Annotated in this window: 14 protein-coding genes; all 14 read right to left on the bottom strand. The window is 51.7% G+C overall.

The annotated features are described in order from the left end of the window. Positions 1–59: 59 nt before the first annotated feature. The 14 genes from gatB to purD all read right to left on the bottom strand — a co-directional run bounded on the left by gatB (position 60) and on the right by purD (position 15,592). Positions 60–1,499 (bottom strand): Asp-tRNA(Asn)/Glu-tRNA(Gln) amidotransferase subunit GatB, encoded by a 1,440-nt coding sequence (gene gatB, locus LX24_RS06030; protein WP_166511235.1) that lies wholly within the window; start codon positions 1,497–1,499, stop codon positions 60–62. Positions 1,500–1,520: 21 nt separating this feature from the next. Then, positions 1,521–2,975, bottom strand: coding sequence for an Asp-tRNA(Asn)/Glu-tRNA(Gln) amidotransferase subunit GatA (gene gatA, locus LX24_RS06035; RefSeq protein ID WP_166511236.1), 1,455 nt, complete (start codon positions 2,973–2,975; stop codon positions 1,521–1,523). Between the two features lie 24 nt (positions 2,976–2,999). Next, complete coding sequence (gene gatC, locus LX24_RS06040; protein WP_166511237.1) at positions 3,000–3,281, bottom strand: Asp-tRNA(Asn)/Glu-tRNA(Gln) amidotransferase subunit GatC; 282 nt, start codon at positions 3,279–3,281, stop codon at positions 3,000–3,002. A gap of 95 nt (positions 3,282–3,376) precedes the next feature. Continuing rightward, the gene (gene ligA / locus LX24_RS06045; protein ID WP_166511238.1) at positions 3,377–5,413 is read right to left on the bottom strand and encodes an NAD-dependent DNA ligase LigA; all 2,037 of its coding nucleotides are present in this window, start codon (positions 5,411–5,413) and stop codon (positions 3,377–3,379) included. Between the two features lie 16 nt (positions 5,414–5,429). Beyond that, complete coding sequence (gene pcrA, locus LX24_RS06050; RefSeq protein WP_166511239.1) at positions 5,430–7,679, bottom strand: DNA helicase PcrA; 2,250 nt, start codon at positions 7,677–7,679, stop codon at positions 5,430–5,432. Positions 7,680–7,843: 164 nt separating this feature from the next. Continuing rightward, positions 7,844–8,248: a phosphoribosyl-AMP cyclohydrolase gene (gene hisI / locus LX24_RS06055; protein WP_166511240.1), complete on the bottom strand. Its 405-nt coding sequence runs from the start codon at positions 8,246–8,248 to the stop codon at positions 7,844–7,846. A gap of 141 nt (positions 8,249–8,389) precedes the next feature. Next, a complete protein-coding gene (gene hisF, locus LX24_RS06060; RefSeq protein WP_166511241.1) occupies positions 8,390–9,148 on the bottom strand; it encodes an imidazole glycerol phosphate synthase subunit HisF in 759 nt (252 codons plus the stop codon). 13 nt (positions 9,149–9,161) lie between these two features. Beyond that, complete coding sequence (hisA, locus tag LX24_RS06065; protein WP_166511242.1) at positions 9,162–9,887, bottom strand: 1-(5-phosphoribosyl)-5-[(5-phosphoribosylamino)methylideneamino]imidazole-4-carboxamide isomerase; 726 nt, start codon at positions 9,885–9,887, stop codon at positions 9,162–9,164. Continuing rightward, positions 9,881–10,492: an imidazole glycerol phosphate synthase subunit HisH gene (gene hisH, locus LX24_RS06070; RefSeq protein WP_166511243.1), complete on the bottom strand. Its 612-nt coding sequence runs from the start codon at positions 10,490–10,492 to the stop codon at positions 9,881–9,883. Before hisH ends, hisA begins: the two co-directional genes overlap by 7 nt. A 19-nt stretch (positions 10,493–10,511) precedes the next feature. Further along, positions 10,512–11,111, bottom strand: coding sequence for an imidazoleglycerol-phosphate dehydratase HisB (gene hisB / locus LX24_RS06075; protein WP_166511244.1), 600 nt, complete (start codon positions 11,109–11,111; stop codon positions 10,512–10,514). Further along, entirely contained in the window at positions 11,112–12,194 is a 1,083-nt protein-coding gene (gene hisC / locus LX24_RS06080; RefSeq protein ID WP_166511245.1) for a histidinol-phosphate transaminase, read from the bottom strand. 1 nt (position 12,195) lies between these two features. Further along, entirely contained in the window at positions 12,196–13,704 is a 1,509-nt protein-coding gene (hisD, locus tag LX24_RS06085) for a histidinol dehydrogenase (RefSeq protein WP_166511246.1), read from the bottom strand. Positions 13,705–13,777: 73 nt separating this feature from the next. Next, complete coding sequence (locus LX24_RS06090; RefSeq protein WP_166511247.1) at positions 13,778–14,101, bottom strand: YerC/YecD family TrpR-related protein; 324 nt, start codon at positions 14,099–14,101, stop codon at positions 13,778–13,780. A gap of 225 nt (positions 14,102–14,326) precedes the next feature. Beyond that, positions 14,327–15,592, bottom strand: coding sequence for a phosphoribosylamine--glycine ligase (gene purD, locus LX24_RS06095; RefSeq protein WP_166511248.1), 1,266 nt, complete (start codon positions 15,590–15,592; stop codon positions 14,327–14,329). Positions 15,593–15,617 lie beyond the last annotated feature (25 nt).

The raw sequence follows: 15,617 nt of genomic DNA on the forward strand, positions 1-15,617 counted from the left end.
AATGCAAATTATGCATAAAATGTATTAGAGCAGGGATATTCCCTGCTCTAGGCACCTATTTAACTTAATTTCTCCTTTAACAGCTTATTCACCATACCCGGGTTAGCTTTACCCGTGGTGGCTTTCATCACCTGGCCTACTAAAAAACCAATGACCTTTTCCTTACCTGCCCGGTAATCCTCCACTGATTTGGGATTGGCGGCAATTACTTCGTCCACTACTTTATCAATCAATGCCGCGTCGCTGATTTGCACCAGACCTTTTTCCTCCACCACTTTACCGGGATCTTTTCCGGTGTTGAACATTTCTTCAAAAACAGTTTTGGCAATTTTACCACTGATGGTGCCCTTGTCCATCAGTTGCAACATCTCGGCCAGTTGAGCGGGGCTAATAAGTACATCACCGATTTCCCGGCCACTGGCGTTCATCATTCTGGCCAAATCTCCCATCACCCAGTTACTGACCAGCTTGGGATTATTAAACAACTGTACACATTGTTCGTAGTAATCCGCCAGTTCACGGGTAGCCGTTAATACCATGGCATCATATTCGGGCAGTTTATATTCGCTGACAAAACGTGCTCTGCGTTCATCCGGCAGTTCGGGTAAACCGGCCTTTATTTCATCAACCCACCTCTGGTCGATAACCAGAGGTGCCAAATCCGGATCGGGAAAGTACCGGTAATCGTGAGCTTCTTCCTTACTGCGCATGGACAAGGTAACGCCTTTACTATCATCCCATGTTCTGGTTTCCTGTATTACCCTTTCACCGCTCTGTACTAATTTAATCTGGCGCTCGATTTCATAAGTTACTGCTTTATGTAAAGCTTTGAAAGAATTCATATTTTTCAGTTCGGCCCTGGTGCCCAGTTCGGCCTGACCCACCGGCCTTACCGATATGTTGGCATCACAGCGCAGTGAACCTTCCTGCATTTTACAATCACTAACACCTGTGTATTGAATAATTGCCTTTAACTTTTCCAGGTAAGCCACAGCCTCATCGGCGCTACGCATATCAGGCTCGGAAACAATTTCAATCAGCGGCACTCCGGTGCGGTTGTAGTCCACCAGTGAGTACGGGGTGGTGGAAGGGGTACCCTGGTGCACCAGCTTACCCGCATCTTCCTCCATGTGCACCCGGGTGATACCGATACGTTTATCTGTGCCATTGATATTTATCTTTAAATGACCATGCTCGGCAATAGGTAAATCGTATTGAGATATTTGATAGTTTTTGGGTAAATCGGGATAGTAGTAGTTTTTACGGTCAAATTTAGAGAACGATGCAATCCGGCAGTTGAGGGCGAGCCCGGCTTTTATGGCATACTCAACCGCCTTTTTATTCACCACGGGTAGCACTCCGGGTAACCCCAGGCACACCGGGCAGACGTGACGGTTAGCAACGGCACCGAACTCGGTGCTGGAATGACAGAATATCTTGGTGTCGGTTTTTAATTCAATATGCACTTCCAGGCCGATAACAGCTTCATATTGGGCCAAATTTGGCACACCTCCCGGGATTTACTGGGGTAGTTTGCGATGGTGGTCCGTATTTTGTTCAAAGGCATAGGCTGCCCTTAATATATCGCCTTCGCCAAAGGGGCGGCCCATTAACTGCAAGCCCACGGGCAGGTTATGTGCCATGCCGGCTGGAATGGATATGGCCGGAATACCGGCCAGGTTTACCGCCAGGGTGCAGATATCCACCATGTACATTTGCAGCGGATCGTCCAGCTTCTCACCCCGCCTAAATGCAGTGACCGGGGCAGTGGGAGCCAAAAGCAGGTCAAATTGTTCAAAAGCCCGGTCAAAATCGGCTTTAATCAGAGTGCGTACCTTTAAAGCCTTATTATAATAAGCATCGTAGTAACCGGCGGACAGGGCATAGGTGCCCAGCATGATTCTTCTTTTCACCTCGGGACCGAATCCTTCGCTGCGGGTTTGCATAAACATATCTACTATATCCGCGGCGTCCTTGGCGCGGTAACCGTAACGCACACCGTCATAACGGGCCAAATTGGAACTGGCCTCGGCGGGGGCGATTAAATAATAGGCCGGCAGTGCATACTCGGTATGCGGCAGTGTGGTTTCCTCCACTACAGCGCCCAGACCGGTATAAACATCAATGGCTTTATAAATAATGTCCTTAACCGCCGCATCAATACCCTGGCCCATGTATTCCCGTGGCACCCCTATTTTCATACCTTTTATATCTCCATTGAGGAACGATGTGTAATCGGGCACGTTATATGGCGCCGAAGTGGAGTCCAGAGGGTCGTGCCCGCAAATAACATTCAACAGCAGGGCACAATCGGTGACATCCCTAGCCAGGGGACCGATCTGGTCCAGGGAGGAGGCGTAAGCCACCAACCCGTAACGGGATACCGCACCATAGGTGGGCTTCATACCCACCACGCCGCAAAAGGATGCCGGCTGGCGAATGGAACCGCCGGTGTCGGAGCCCAGGGCCAAAACGGTTTCCCCGGCCGCCACCGCGGCCGCAGAGCCGCCGCTGGACCCTCCCGGCACCCGCCCGGTATCCCAGGGGTTACAGGTGCTAAAAAAAGCCGAGTTTTCGCAGGATGATCCCATAGCAAACTCGTCCATGTTTGTTTTCCCCACCAGCACGGCCCGGCAGGCGTTTAAACGTTCCATTACGGTGGCGTCATAGGGGGGAATGTAGTTATAAAGTATTTTTGAGGCGCAAGTGGTGCGTATCCCATTGGTGCAAATATTATCCTTTACAGCCACCGGTATACCGGCCAGCGGCGGCAAATATTCACCGCCCGCCCTGGCCTTGTCCACCAGCCGGGCCCGTGCAACGGCCTGTTCTTTGTTCAGGGTAATATAGGCACGTATTTTATCTTCCACTTGCTCAACCCGGTCAAACACCGCCCGAATTATCTCTTCAGCGCTAACTTCTTTGCTAACCAGCATATCATGTAACTGGTGTGCGGTTAAGTAATTTAATTCCAACAGATTCCCCTCCAACCATTACTACTAAATAATCTTGGGCACCTTGAAAAAGTTGTCCTGACGGTCGGGAGCATTGGCCAGTACTTTATCCACCGGCATATGCTCGCCCACACGGTCTTCCCGAAAAACATTTTGCAAAGGCAGCACGTGGGCGGTAGGTGGTATATTATCTGTATCCAGGTCCTGCAGTTTACGGGCGTGCCCCAATATATCACCGAGTTGCCTGGCATAAACCATTTTTTCCTCTTCGGATAATGACAAACGGGCCAGTAGCGCCACGTGCTCGACATCCTTTATGTTAATCATGCCACACCTTCCTCATCTCTCAAAAACTGACATTATTATATCAAAGGCCCCCTCAAGGGAGCAACCTGGCTAAACAGCTCGGGACGTTCATGGTGTTAATCATTTTTTTCACCATGTCCGTGATTAAACAGGGCCAGGAAATCCTGTTCACCAAGTACCGGTACACCTAGCTTGATTGCTTTTTCATATTTGCTGCCCGGGTTTTCGCCCGCTACCACATAATCTGTTTTTTTACTCACTGACGAGGACACTTTACCCCCTGCTTTTTCAATCAACGCTTTCGCATCATCCCTTTTTAAATTTGCCAGGGTGCCGGTAAGTACAAAGGTCTTTCCTTTCAAGGGCTCCCCCACCCCGGCCGCGGGATTCTCCGCCACCACATTAACACCCTGGTCCATAAGCCGTTCAATTAAAGCCCGGTTCCGGGGCTCCCGCATAAAATTAACCACACTCTCGGCTATTTTGGGGCCAATCTCCACAATGGAAATCAGTTCTTCGTAACTGGCATCCATTAGCTTTCTTAAATCGCCGAAATGACCGGCCAGCACCCGTGCCGCCCGCTCACCCACGTGCCTGATACCCAGGGCAAAGATCAGCCGGTGCAGCGGGTTCTCTTTACTGGCTGCAATGGCCCGAACCAGATTATCCGCCGATTTATCCCCAAAACGCTCCAATTTCAGTAGTTGTTCCACTGTCAGGCCGTATAGGTCGGAAAAATCTTTGACCAGGCCCGCCTCCACCAACTGGGTAACCACGGCCGGACCCAGCCCGGCAATGTCCATGGCCCCCCGGGAGGCAAAATGAATCAACCCCTCCAGTAGTTGTGCCGGGCAGGTGGCTCCCGTGCACCGGTGAGCGGCCTCACCGGCGGGGCGTACCACTTCGGCACCACAGGCCGGGCAGGCGGTGGGCATCATGAAGGGTTTTTCCCCACCGGTGCGGTGCTCCTTTAATACTTCCACCACTTCGGGTATCACATCACCGGCTTTTTGAATAATTACCCGGTCGCCAATGCGTATATCCTTTTCCCGAATAATATCCTCGTTATGCAAGGTGGCCCTGCTGACGGTGGAGCCCGCCACCGGTACGGGATCCAAAAGCGCAGTGGGAGTAATTACCCCGGTTCGTCCCACACTGACTATGATATCTCGCACAGTTGTTTTGGCTTGTTCTGGGGGAAATTTGAAAGCTATCGCCCAGCGGGGGCTTTTCATGGTAGCCCCCAGGGCGGACTGCTGGGACAGTGTATTGACTTTAATCACCAGGCCATCTATTTGATAGGGTAGATCCGCCTTTCTATCCTGCCAAATCCGGCAGTAGCTGATTACTTCATTAATGTCCCGGCAAAGCTGGTGGTGGGGGTTTACGCGCAGCCCCAGGCTCTCCAGCCATTTAAGAGCCTCGCTGTGGGAACCGGGCGGCTGATCGCCGGAAATATCCACTATCCCGATACCGTAGACGAAAATATTCAAATTACGCCCGGCTGTAATCGCCGGGTCCAGCTGGCGCAGCGAACCGGCAGCCGCATTGCGGGGATTGGCAAAAAGAGCCTCGCCCCGCTCCTGGCGCCGGCTGTTCAGCTCTACAAAGGAGTCCTTGGGCATGTATACTTCGCCCCGTACCTCCAACAAATGTACTGGTTTATGCAGGCGCAGGGGTATACTGCGAATTGTTTTCAGATTAGCGGTAATATCTTCTCCCGTTGTGCCGTCACCCCGGGTGGCCCCGCGGACCAAAAGGCTGTCTTGATAGGTCAGCGAGACCGCCAGGCCATCAATTTTCAATTCCACCACGTAATCATATGGCTCATCACCCAGGACTCCCCTGACCCGGCGGTCAAAATCCACAAGTTCTGTTTCACCAAAAGCGTTGGCCAAGCTGAGCATCGCCACCGGGTGCTGAACCGTGGCAAACCCCTCCCGGGGTTTGCCGCCCACCCGCTGGGTGGGTGAGTCGGGGGTAACCAGATGGGGATATTCCTTCTCCAGTCGTTGCAGTTCGGCCATCAGCCGGTCATATTGGGCATCCGTAATGGTAGGTGCGTCCAGCACGTAATACCGGTAATTATGCTGTTCAATTTCCCGGCGTAGTTTATCAATAGTTTGGCGTATCTGTTCATGCCCGCCGCCCATCAGTCCATTCCCCTTTCTATCGTGTAAGCGGTGCATAGCGGGCCAGGAGTGTTTTGACACCCAGCCCCGGAAACTCTATTTTCAGCTCGGCATTATCACCTTTGCCCCGTACTTCTTTGATGATACCCTGTCCCCATTTGCGATGGTAAACCCTTTCCCCGGTACTGTAAGTTATATTTTGCCCTCCCGGTGACGCCAGCGACCCGGTACCGGTGGATCTACCGGTTGGTGTATTGCAATAAGCTTGACCGGGCACCTCTTGAAAGTCGCCACCACATGCACTGTCAACAGGGCCGGCCACTGGCAATTTCCCGGACAGGGCCCGGTCTTCCGGGTTATCCAGGGGAGCACCTGTATCAAGCAAATCAGGCGGCAGTTCCCGCAAAAAGCGGGAAGGCTCATTCATCCTGGTGTAGCCGTATAAAGTACGCTGCCAGCAATGGGTCAGGTACAGGTGCTCCATGGCCCTGGTTATACCCACATAGCAAAGCCTTCTTTCTTCCTCCAATTCATGCCTGTCCTCCATGGAACGGGAGTGGGGAAAAACGGTTTCTTCCATACCGGTAATAAACACCACGGGAAACTCCAGTCCCTTGGCACTGTGCATGGTCATCAATGTCACCTGGTCGGCATCCTGCTCGTAATTGTCCAGATCGGTAACCAGAGCCAGTGATGACAAAAAATCCTCCAGGCCACCGCCCTCACCACTGGCATCGTATTCTCCGGTAACTGTGTAAAATTCGCGCAGGTTTTCCATCCGGGTTCTGGATTCCACCGTGCGTTCGTTTTCCAGAGCCTGCCAGTAACCTGTTTCCTCCAGCACCATTTGCACCAGCCTGGTGATGGGTAAGCCTGGCATCCTTTTTTTGATATCACCCATGGTTTGACCAAAAACACGGGCTGCCCCGGCGGCTTTACCGCCCAGGCCGGGAATGCCACCGCCGTTTTCCAACAAGGTCAGTGGTGCCTGGCGGGTTTCGTCCGCCCAGTTAAGTATTTTGTTTAATGAAGCGGCCCCGATACCCCTTTTGGGTTCATTGATCACCCGCCGCAAGCTTAAGCGGTCATTGGGGTTGACCAGTAGCCGCAAGTAGGCCAACAAATCTTTAATTTCCTTGCGCTCATAAAACCTGAGGCCCCCCACAATGGTATAGGGTATGCCGGCAGCCAAGAATTTTTCTTCCAGCACCCGGGACTGGGCATTGGTGCGATACAGCACAGCAAAATCCCGGTAGTTTTTTTTCATTTGGGAGTGCCAGCGGCGGATTTGCTCCACCACGTAACTGGCCTCGGCATGCTCGTCCCGGGCGGTGAAAACAGTAATGGGATCCCCCAAAGACCCGGCGGTCCATAACTTCTTTTCCTTACGGTCCCGGTTATGCCGGATCACTGCATTGGCGGATTCCAGGATGGTGCGGGTGGAACGGTAGTTTTGCTCCAAAACAATGGCGGCTGCGTCCGGGTAATCCCGCTCAAAACTCATGATATTTTGAATATCCGCCCCCCGCCAGCCGTAGATACCCTGATCCGGGTCTCCCACCACGCAGATATTCCGGTATTTTTGGGCCAGTAGGTTAACCAGCACATACTGGGCATGGTTGGTGTCCTGGTATTCATCTACCAGTATATAGCGGAATTTTTCCTGGTAATAGTCCAGCACAGCCGGGTTGTTTTGCAGTAAATGCACCGTGTGCATCAGCAAATCGTCAAAGTCCAGCGCATTATTTTGCCGCAGCTTTTCCTGGTAAAGCTTGTACACTTTACAAGCAGTTTGGCTAAAATAATCATACGACTTTTTTTCCATTTCCGCCGGCCCGTAAAGCATGTTTTTAGATTGGGATATGGCCGCCGACATGGCCTGAGGGGGGAATTTTTTATCGTCCAGGTTTAACTCTTTGAGACATTCCTTAATAACGGTCTTCTGGTCGTCCGCATCGTAGATTACAAAGTTGGATGTAAAACCGGCAAAACCCGATTGGCGCCGCAAAATGCGCAGGCAAGTGGCATGAAAAGTAAAAACCCATAAATCACGCGCCATCCCGGGCACCGCAGCGGCAATTCTCTCCCGCATTTCCCGGGCTGCTTTATTGGTAAAAGTAATGGCTAAAATATTATAGGGATCGACGCCCTTTTCCAGCAGTAAATAGGCAATTCTGGTGGTCAACACCCTGGTTTTGCCGCTGCCCGCTCCGGCCAGTACCAGCAGCGGCCCGTCACCGTATGTCACCGCTTTTTTTTGCGCTTCGTTTAGCGCAGTTAAATCCATGACAACCTCCAAGTTTAATTTTTACCGAAGTGATAAATCACATGTGCCACAAAATTATATTACCACAACTTACCCTTTGGCAAGCAAAATGCCACCTTACGGTGGCTACAAACTAAACGATTGATCAGGCGATTTTTGTTTTTACCCGGCTTCCACCGCAGCGGCTACTTGCTTTCTTTGCCGTATACTTCCTCCGGGTTAAACAGAGGCTCCCCCTTGACGGTAACCGTTCCGTCCCCGGCCAGGGCATAGTGGAAACAGCTGTAATAACCCTCATGGCAGGCGGCTCCCCTTTGCTCCACCAGCAGCAGCAAAGTGTCTTTGTCGCAATCAAAATACATTTCCTTAACCCTTTGCACATTGCCCGATGATTCACCCTTGTGCCAGAATTTTTGCCTGCTCCTGCTCCAGAACCAGGTTTCACCGGTGGAAAGGGTTTTGGCCACTGCCTCGCTGTTCATATAGGCCAGCATCAACACCTCTTTGGTTTCCACATCCTGCACTATGGCGGGTATCAGACCGTCACCGTTATATTTAAGCTCTTCGGGTTTTATTTGCTTTACCTGCACCTTGTCACACCCCAGTTTCCATATTATGCTCTATATTAAGTAAACAAATTTATCCATTACACAAATTGTAAAGATAAGACAGATTTCTCAAATTACTTGTATCTTAGTTCCAATACTCTAATACCCATAGTTCAGAAATATTTAAATGCGCACGGGCACATTATGCTCCGCCAAATACCGCTTTGCTTCTGCTATTGTATAATTGCCGAAGTGAAAAATCGACGCGGCCAGGGCGGCATCAGCCTCACCCCCGGTCAGCCCGTCCAGGATATGGTCAAGATTGCCAACCCCACCCGAGGCAATAACCGGTATCCTGACCGCCCGGGCAACGGCCTTGGTCAGGGCTATATCATAACCATCTTTGGTGCCGTCCCGGTCCATGCTGGTTAATAATATTTCACCAGCCCCTCTTTCCTCCATTTGCACCGCCCAGGACACAGCATCGATACCGGTGGGTGTCCGGCCACCATGGATATAAACTTCCCACTTATTGTGACCCACACTGCGCGCGTCTATGGCTACCACAATACACTGGCTGCCGAACCGGGCCGAGGCCTCGTTAATCAGCCGTGGATTTTTTACAGCAGCCGTATTTACGGATACCTTGTCCGCGCCGGCGGAAAGCATGGTCCTGATGTCCTCCAGCGTGCTGATTCCGCCGCCCACTGTAAAGGGTATAAAAACCTCGGCTGCCGTGCGGTAAACAATATCCAGCACGGTTTTACGTTCCTCGGCGGAAGCAGTGATATCCAAAAAAACCAGCTCGTCCGCCCCTTCACGGTCATAAAACGCGGCCAACTCCACCGGATCTCCCGCATCCCGCAAGTTAACAAAGTTGGTACCTTTAACCACACGCCCGCCGGTGACATCAAGACAGGGGATTATTCTTTTCATCAACATGATAAGCCCTCTTTTACCTCTCTAAAGCCAAGGCTTCGTCAATGCTTACCGTACCAGCATACAGCGCTTTACCTACGATAACTCCTTCCACCCCCAGGGGAGCCAGTTCATGCAGGGCAACAATGTCCTGGATAGTGGACACGCCACCTGATGCAATTACCTTCAATTTACTGGACATAGCCAGGTTTCTAATAGCTTCCGTATTCGGCCCCTTTAAAGTGCCGTCCCGGGAAATATCGGTAAACACCACCCTGGTGATCCCCATCCGGCTGATTTCATCAGCCAATTCCAGCGCGTCCTTTTCCGCAGTAAGTCCCCAGCCTTCAATGGCCACCTTGCCATCACGGGCATCAATACCCACTACAATATGTTCACTGCCAAAGCGTTTACAGGCTTCAGCCACCAGCGCCGGGTTTTGGATAGCCACCGTACCCAAAATTACCCGGGCTACGCCCATTTGCAGCAGGCGTTCCACAGTGGCCAGGTCACGAATTCCGCCTCCTACTTGTACAGGTATGGTTACCGCTTTAAGAATTTCTTGAATAGTTTCCAGGTTCCTGGGTGAGCCGGCAAAGGCACCATCCAAATCCACCACGTGTAGCATACGGGCGCCGCTGCCCTGCCATACCCTGGCCACTGCGGCCGGATCATTGGAATAGATGGTCTCGCGGTCCAGTTTACCCTCCACCAGGCGTACACACTTCCCAGCCCGCAGGTCTATAGCCGGGATAATTAACATTTTTCAACCAACCTCCCAAAATTCTCTAAAATGCGCAGGCCAAGGGCACTGCTTTTTTCCGGGTGAAATTGTATACCGTACACATTGGCGTTGGCGGCAACAGAAGTAAATTCTATGCCATACTCGGTGGTAAACACCGTTAACTCTGGATCGCCGGGTTCCACATAATAGGAATGAACAAAATAAAACGCGGCATGTTCCGGGATATTTTTGAAAAGCGGACAGGGCTTTTTAAAGAACAGTGTATTCCAACCCATATGCGGAATTTTTAGCCCGGGCGGCAAGCGCCGCACCCGGCCGGGGAACACACCCAGCCCGGCGGTGGTACCCCATTCCTCACTGGACTCAAATAATAACTGCAATCCCAGGCAAATACCCAAAAACGGCTTTCCCGCATTAATTATGTCATATATAGCTTCCACCAGGCCGTGGGATTTAAGATTACGCATAGCATCGGAAAATGCCCCCACGCCGGGCAAAACAACCCCGGAAGCATTTTTGAGCACCTGCGGGTCCGCAGTCACTTCCACATATACGCCCGTTTTTTCAAACCCTTTGGCCACACTGCGCAAATTGCCCATACCGTAATCAATAATGGCAATCAAAGGTTTCCCTCTCTCCCAATTAAAGTACACCTTTAGTGGAAGGCAATCCCCCGCGGGGATCTTTAACCTCAGCGGCTAAACGCAAAACACGCCCCAAACCCTTAAATATAGCCTCTATAATATGATGGGTGTTTTTGCCCGCCATTAAATGCACGTGCAGGGTTAAAGCACCGTTGATGGCAAAAGCCCTTAAAAATTCCTCCACCAGTTCGGTATCAAAGTCACCCACTTTGGCGGCGGGAAGCGGTACATCAAAGGATAACCAGCCCCGGCCGCTGAAATCCAGGGCCACCGCCACCAGGGCTTCATCCATGGGCAGCAGCACGTGTCCATATCTTTCTATCCCGCGCTTGTCCCCCAGTGCCTTCTTTAACGCCTGCCCCAGGCAGATACCCACATCCTCCACGGTATGATGAGCATCCACCGCCAGATCACCCCGGGCTTGCAGCTTAAGCTGCATACCACCGTGTTTGGCTAAAAGATGTAGCATATGATCCAAAAAACCCACGCCGGTATTTATTGTGGATTGTCCTGTATCATCCAAAGCCAGCTGCAGTGATATACAGGTTTCATTTGTTTCCCGGTTGATTTCCGCAACGCGTGCATTTATTATTCCCATTCAATCTTTCTCCCCCAGCTCTGCAATAACCTGCTGTAATGAATGTAAAAAAATCATATTTTCTTCCGGTTGTCCCACAGATACCCGTAAATACCTTGTCAACAGCGGGTCGCCAAAATTGCGCACCAGCACACCCCGTTCAAGCAAGCCTTCGAAAATTTTTACTGCCGGGTAACATGTCTTAAACATCAGGTAATTGGCATCGGAAGGTAGCACGTCAAAACCCGGCATTTGCCGCATAGCCTTATATAAAGCCTCCCTTTGCCGAACTATTTCCGCCACCTGCCGGGCAAAGATATCCCGGCACCGAAGCACAGCCAGCGCGGCCGTTTGTGAAAAAATATTCAGGTTAAAGGGTTGCTTGACTTTAAAGAGATATTGCAGCACCCGGGGCCGGGCAAATAAATAGCCCACCCTCAGTCCAGCCAGGCCATAAGCTTTGGAAAAAGTGCGCAAAATCACCAGATTGGGGTGACTGTCCAGCAGCGGTAAGAAATCCTGGCCGCCAAACTCAACGTAAGCCTGATCCACCACCACCGGGCACTGGCAACCGGCTAGTATGGCTTGCACCTGTTCCACCGTGGCCGAATTACCGGTGGGGTTGTTGGGTGAACAAATTACCACCAGGGCGGCACTCTCCCCGGCCCGGATAATGCCCGGCACATCCAGGCCGAAATCCTCAAGCCTTGCCACTTCCACTATTTCAGCTCCGGCCACCCGGGCATGGATACCGTACATGGAAAAGGTGGGCACGGCGATAACCACCCGGTTACCGGCACCAAAGGTCAGCATTAAATTTAAAATCAATTCATCCGAACCGTTGCCCACCATGATGTTATCCTCACCCACGCTGTAACAGCGGGCCAATTCCCGTATCAATTGCTGCGCCATAGCATCGGGGTAGCGGGTGAAGGACTGTGCCCCCAGCATTTCATTAATATCCCGCCAAATTTCTGCAGGAAAATCATAGGGGTTTTCATTGGCGTTAAGTTTAATTACTTCCGGGTAACTTACTTCCTGATACGGGATTAGTTCCTTTAGCCTTTCCCGCACCAGCAAGCCCGGGTCAAATTGATTATCCATATCAGCATTTTTCCCCTTCCCCCGGGATACTGTTCAGACGGTTAAAATCAAGTGGCGAAACTTCATTCCATTTTTGCTTTGGCACCCGCCCCGGCAGGTTGCCAAAACCAGGTCTGATTGAGGGCATACCCGGCAAACCAGGCAGCATGTGATTGCTTGCGGTTTTATCGCTAACACCACCGTTAATGCCGGTGACACCGGACAATTCCCCGCCCGTGCTTTCCGCCAAAAATGCCAGTCTGTGCTGCACCGAGGCTGCGTGGGCGGTAAGCCCCTCGGTATTGGCCAGGGCAACAACATGCTCGCCGTCTTTAGCCAGCGCCCGGGATGAGTAACCGATTATGCTGGTCTTTTTCGTAAAGGTGTCCACATTAAGGGGGGAGAAAAACCGGGCCGTACCGCCTGTGGGCAGCACATGGTTGGGACCGGCTATGTAGTCACCCACGGGCTCGGGTGAAAAATGCCCCAGGAATACCGCCCCGGCACCATGCACCGAACCAAGCCAGCGATAGGGATCGGCCACCATTAGCTCCAAGTGTTCGGGTGCAAATGCATTGGCCACCTGTACAGCTTCGTCCAAAGTGGCGGTAATGACAATAGCCCCTCTTTCGTTAATTGATTTTTCGGCCACTTGGCGTCGTGTCAACCGGGCCAACTGTTTATTCAACTGCTGTTGCACTTTTTGAGCCAGTGCTGCAACCGGCGTTACCAGTATGGACGAGGCCAGCTCATCATGCTCAGCCTGGGCCAGCATATCCGCAGCCACAAAATCCGGTCTGGCCGAATCATCGGCCACAATAAGCACCTCGCTGGGGCCGGCCAGCATATCGATATCCACCACACCGAAAACCTGCCGTTTGGCCGCCGTCACATAAATATTTCCCGGGCCCACTATTTTATCCACCCGGGCTATGCTTTCGGTTCCGTAGGCCAGTGCAGCCACGGCCTGGGCCCCGCCCACACGGTAAATCTCGGTCACCCCGGCCTCGGCGGCCGCCACCAGGGTGTGGGGGTTCACGGCACCGCTTTTATCCGGCGGTGTAACCATCACTATCTGCCGCACCCCCGCCACCGCTGCGGGAATCGCGTTCATCAGCACTGAGGAGGGGTAGGATGCCTTACCACCGGGCACATAGATACCCACTCTACCCAGAGGTGAAACCATTTGCCCCAGAGTAGTGCCGTCAGGTTGCGGGTCTATCCAGGAGTTGCGCCTTTGGCGGTCATGGAAACGATAAATATTTTGGGCGGCCAGGCGCAGCGCAGTTAAAAAACCTTCGCCAACCCTTTGATAAGCGGCCTTTATTTCATCCTGCCCCACCGCAAGACCCCCGGGTGACAGTTTTGTACCATCCAAACGGTTGGTTATGGCGCATAATTGTTCATCTCCACCATTTTTAACGGCAGTAACAATGTCCTTAACCACATTTTCGACTTTTTCCAAATCCACAGTTCTATTCTGCAATAATTCGGACAGGGCTTTATCCACTGACGTTATTATGCGAATCACCAAATGCCCTCCTTTAATATGTTAAAGCGATGATACAATAAAATATTAAAGCAGTATCTTAACACTGTCAACACTAAATTTTAACGTCACTGGCTTCAGCCTGGGCTGTTTTTAACCTGTTCAGCACAGTTTTGTAACCATCCGCGCCATAATTCAGGGATCTCTTGACCCTGCTGATGGTGGCCGTGCTGGCTCCGGTTCGTGAGGCAATTTCACCGTAAGTATAGTTGCCCTGCAGCATTCTGGCCACCTCCAGTCGCTGGGCCATTGTTTTAATTTCGGTGACGGTACAGATATCCTCAAAAAATTGATAACATTCATCGGTGTCCTTAAGTTGTAGAATGGCTTCAAAAAGTTGATTCAACAAAGGATCACGCAATTTTCCGGTGTAAGCCACCTTATACTCCTCCCGGTTTATTAATTCATATTTTGTACATATAGGTTGTTATTTCTAAAAACCTAATATGCAGTTCGACAACTTGTAAACAAATCCTTTTTTTCTTTAACGCATTAAATTAAACAAAAAGCGGTAGTTTCCTGCTGGGGTTTAAAGGCAAAAAAAGGCGGTAGACCCCGACCTTCGTACCGTACGGGATTTACCGCCACTTTAATAACCTGTGGGCTATCTGCTGATAGCCTTTTTTCCTATATCTCTGCGGTAATGCATACCGTTAAACTTCACCCGGGATACACCCTGGTAAGCCAGTTCAATGGCCTCGGGAATTCCAGCGGCCCTGGCGGTTATGCCCAATACCCGGCCGCCCGCAGTAACCACCTGGCCGCCTTTATATGCCGTACCCGCATGGAAAGCCACTACATTCGGGGGCAAATCGGCCAGACCGGTGATAACTTCGCCTTTGCCGTACGGCCCGGGATACCCGCCGGAGGCCAGCACCACACAAACACAGGCGCCGTCATACCAGCGCAGGTTCACTTTGTTTAATTCGCCCGCCAGTAGTGCTTCCATCACATCAACCAAATCCGATTCCAGCATCATAAGCAGTGGTTGGGTCTCAGGGTCGCCAAACCGGGCATTAAACTCCAAAACCTGTGGGCCTTGCTCCGTCATCATCAACCCGGCGTACAGCACTCCCCGGTAAGGGCGATCTTCGGCAGCCATGCCGCGCACCGCAGGGATCATCACCTTTTCCAACACCTGCTGAGTGAGTTCCGGAGTCAAAACAGGTGCCGGCGCATAAGCCCCCATACCGCCGGTATTGGGCCCTGTATCATTGTCATACACTTGCTTATGGTCCTGGGCTGCCAGCATGGGCACCACATGCTCGCCATCGGTGAAGGCCAGCAGACTGACCTCTTCCCCCTGCAAACATTCTTCCACCACAACCCGGTTTCCCGCAGCGCCAAATACTTTGCTTTCCATAATGTCATTTACCGCAGCCAGTGCGGTTTGTTCATCCCCGGCCACAATCACACCTTTACCGGCGGCCAGGCCGTCAGCTTTGACCACACAGGGGCCACTCAACTGTTTAATATAATCCCTGGCCTTTTGTGCATTATCAAAAACAGCGTACCGGGCTGTGGGTATACCATACTTATACATGATATCCTTGGCCAGTACTTTGCTGCCCTCTATTTCCGCCGCCCGCCGCCTGGGGCCGAATACAGGGTAGCCTTCCTTTTCCAAAATATCCACCAAACCGGCCACCAGCGGCGCCTCGGGACCTACAACGGTCAAATCAATTTTCTCCTGCCGTACCAGGTCAACGATGGCCGGTATATTGCTGTCTTTAATATCCACGCATTCTGCCAGTTGGGCAATACCGGCATTACCCGGCGCGCAGAATATTTTTTTTACCCGGGAACTCTGATTAATTTTCCAGGCCAGCGCGTGTTCTCTACCGCCGCCCCCCACAATTAAAACTTTCATTGGCATTTCCTCCCCCGGCTAATTC

It is taken from the genome of Desulfallas thermosapovorans DSM 6562 (assembly GCF_008124625.1).
Lineage (GTDB): Bacteria > Bacillota > Desulfotomaculia > Desulfotomaculales > Desulfallaceae > Sporotomaculum > Sporotomaculum thermosapovorans.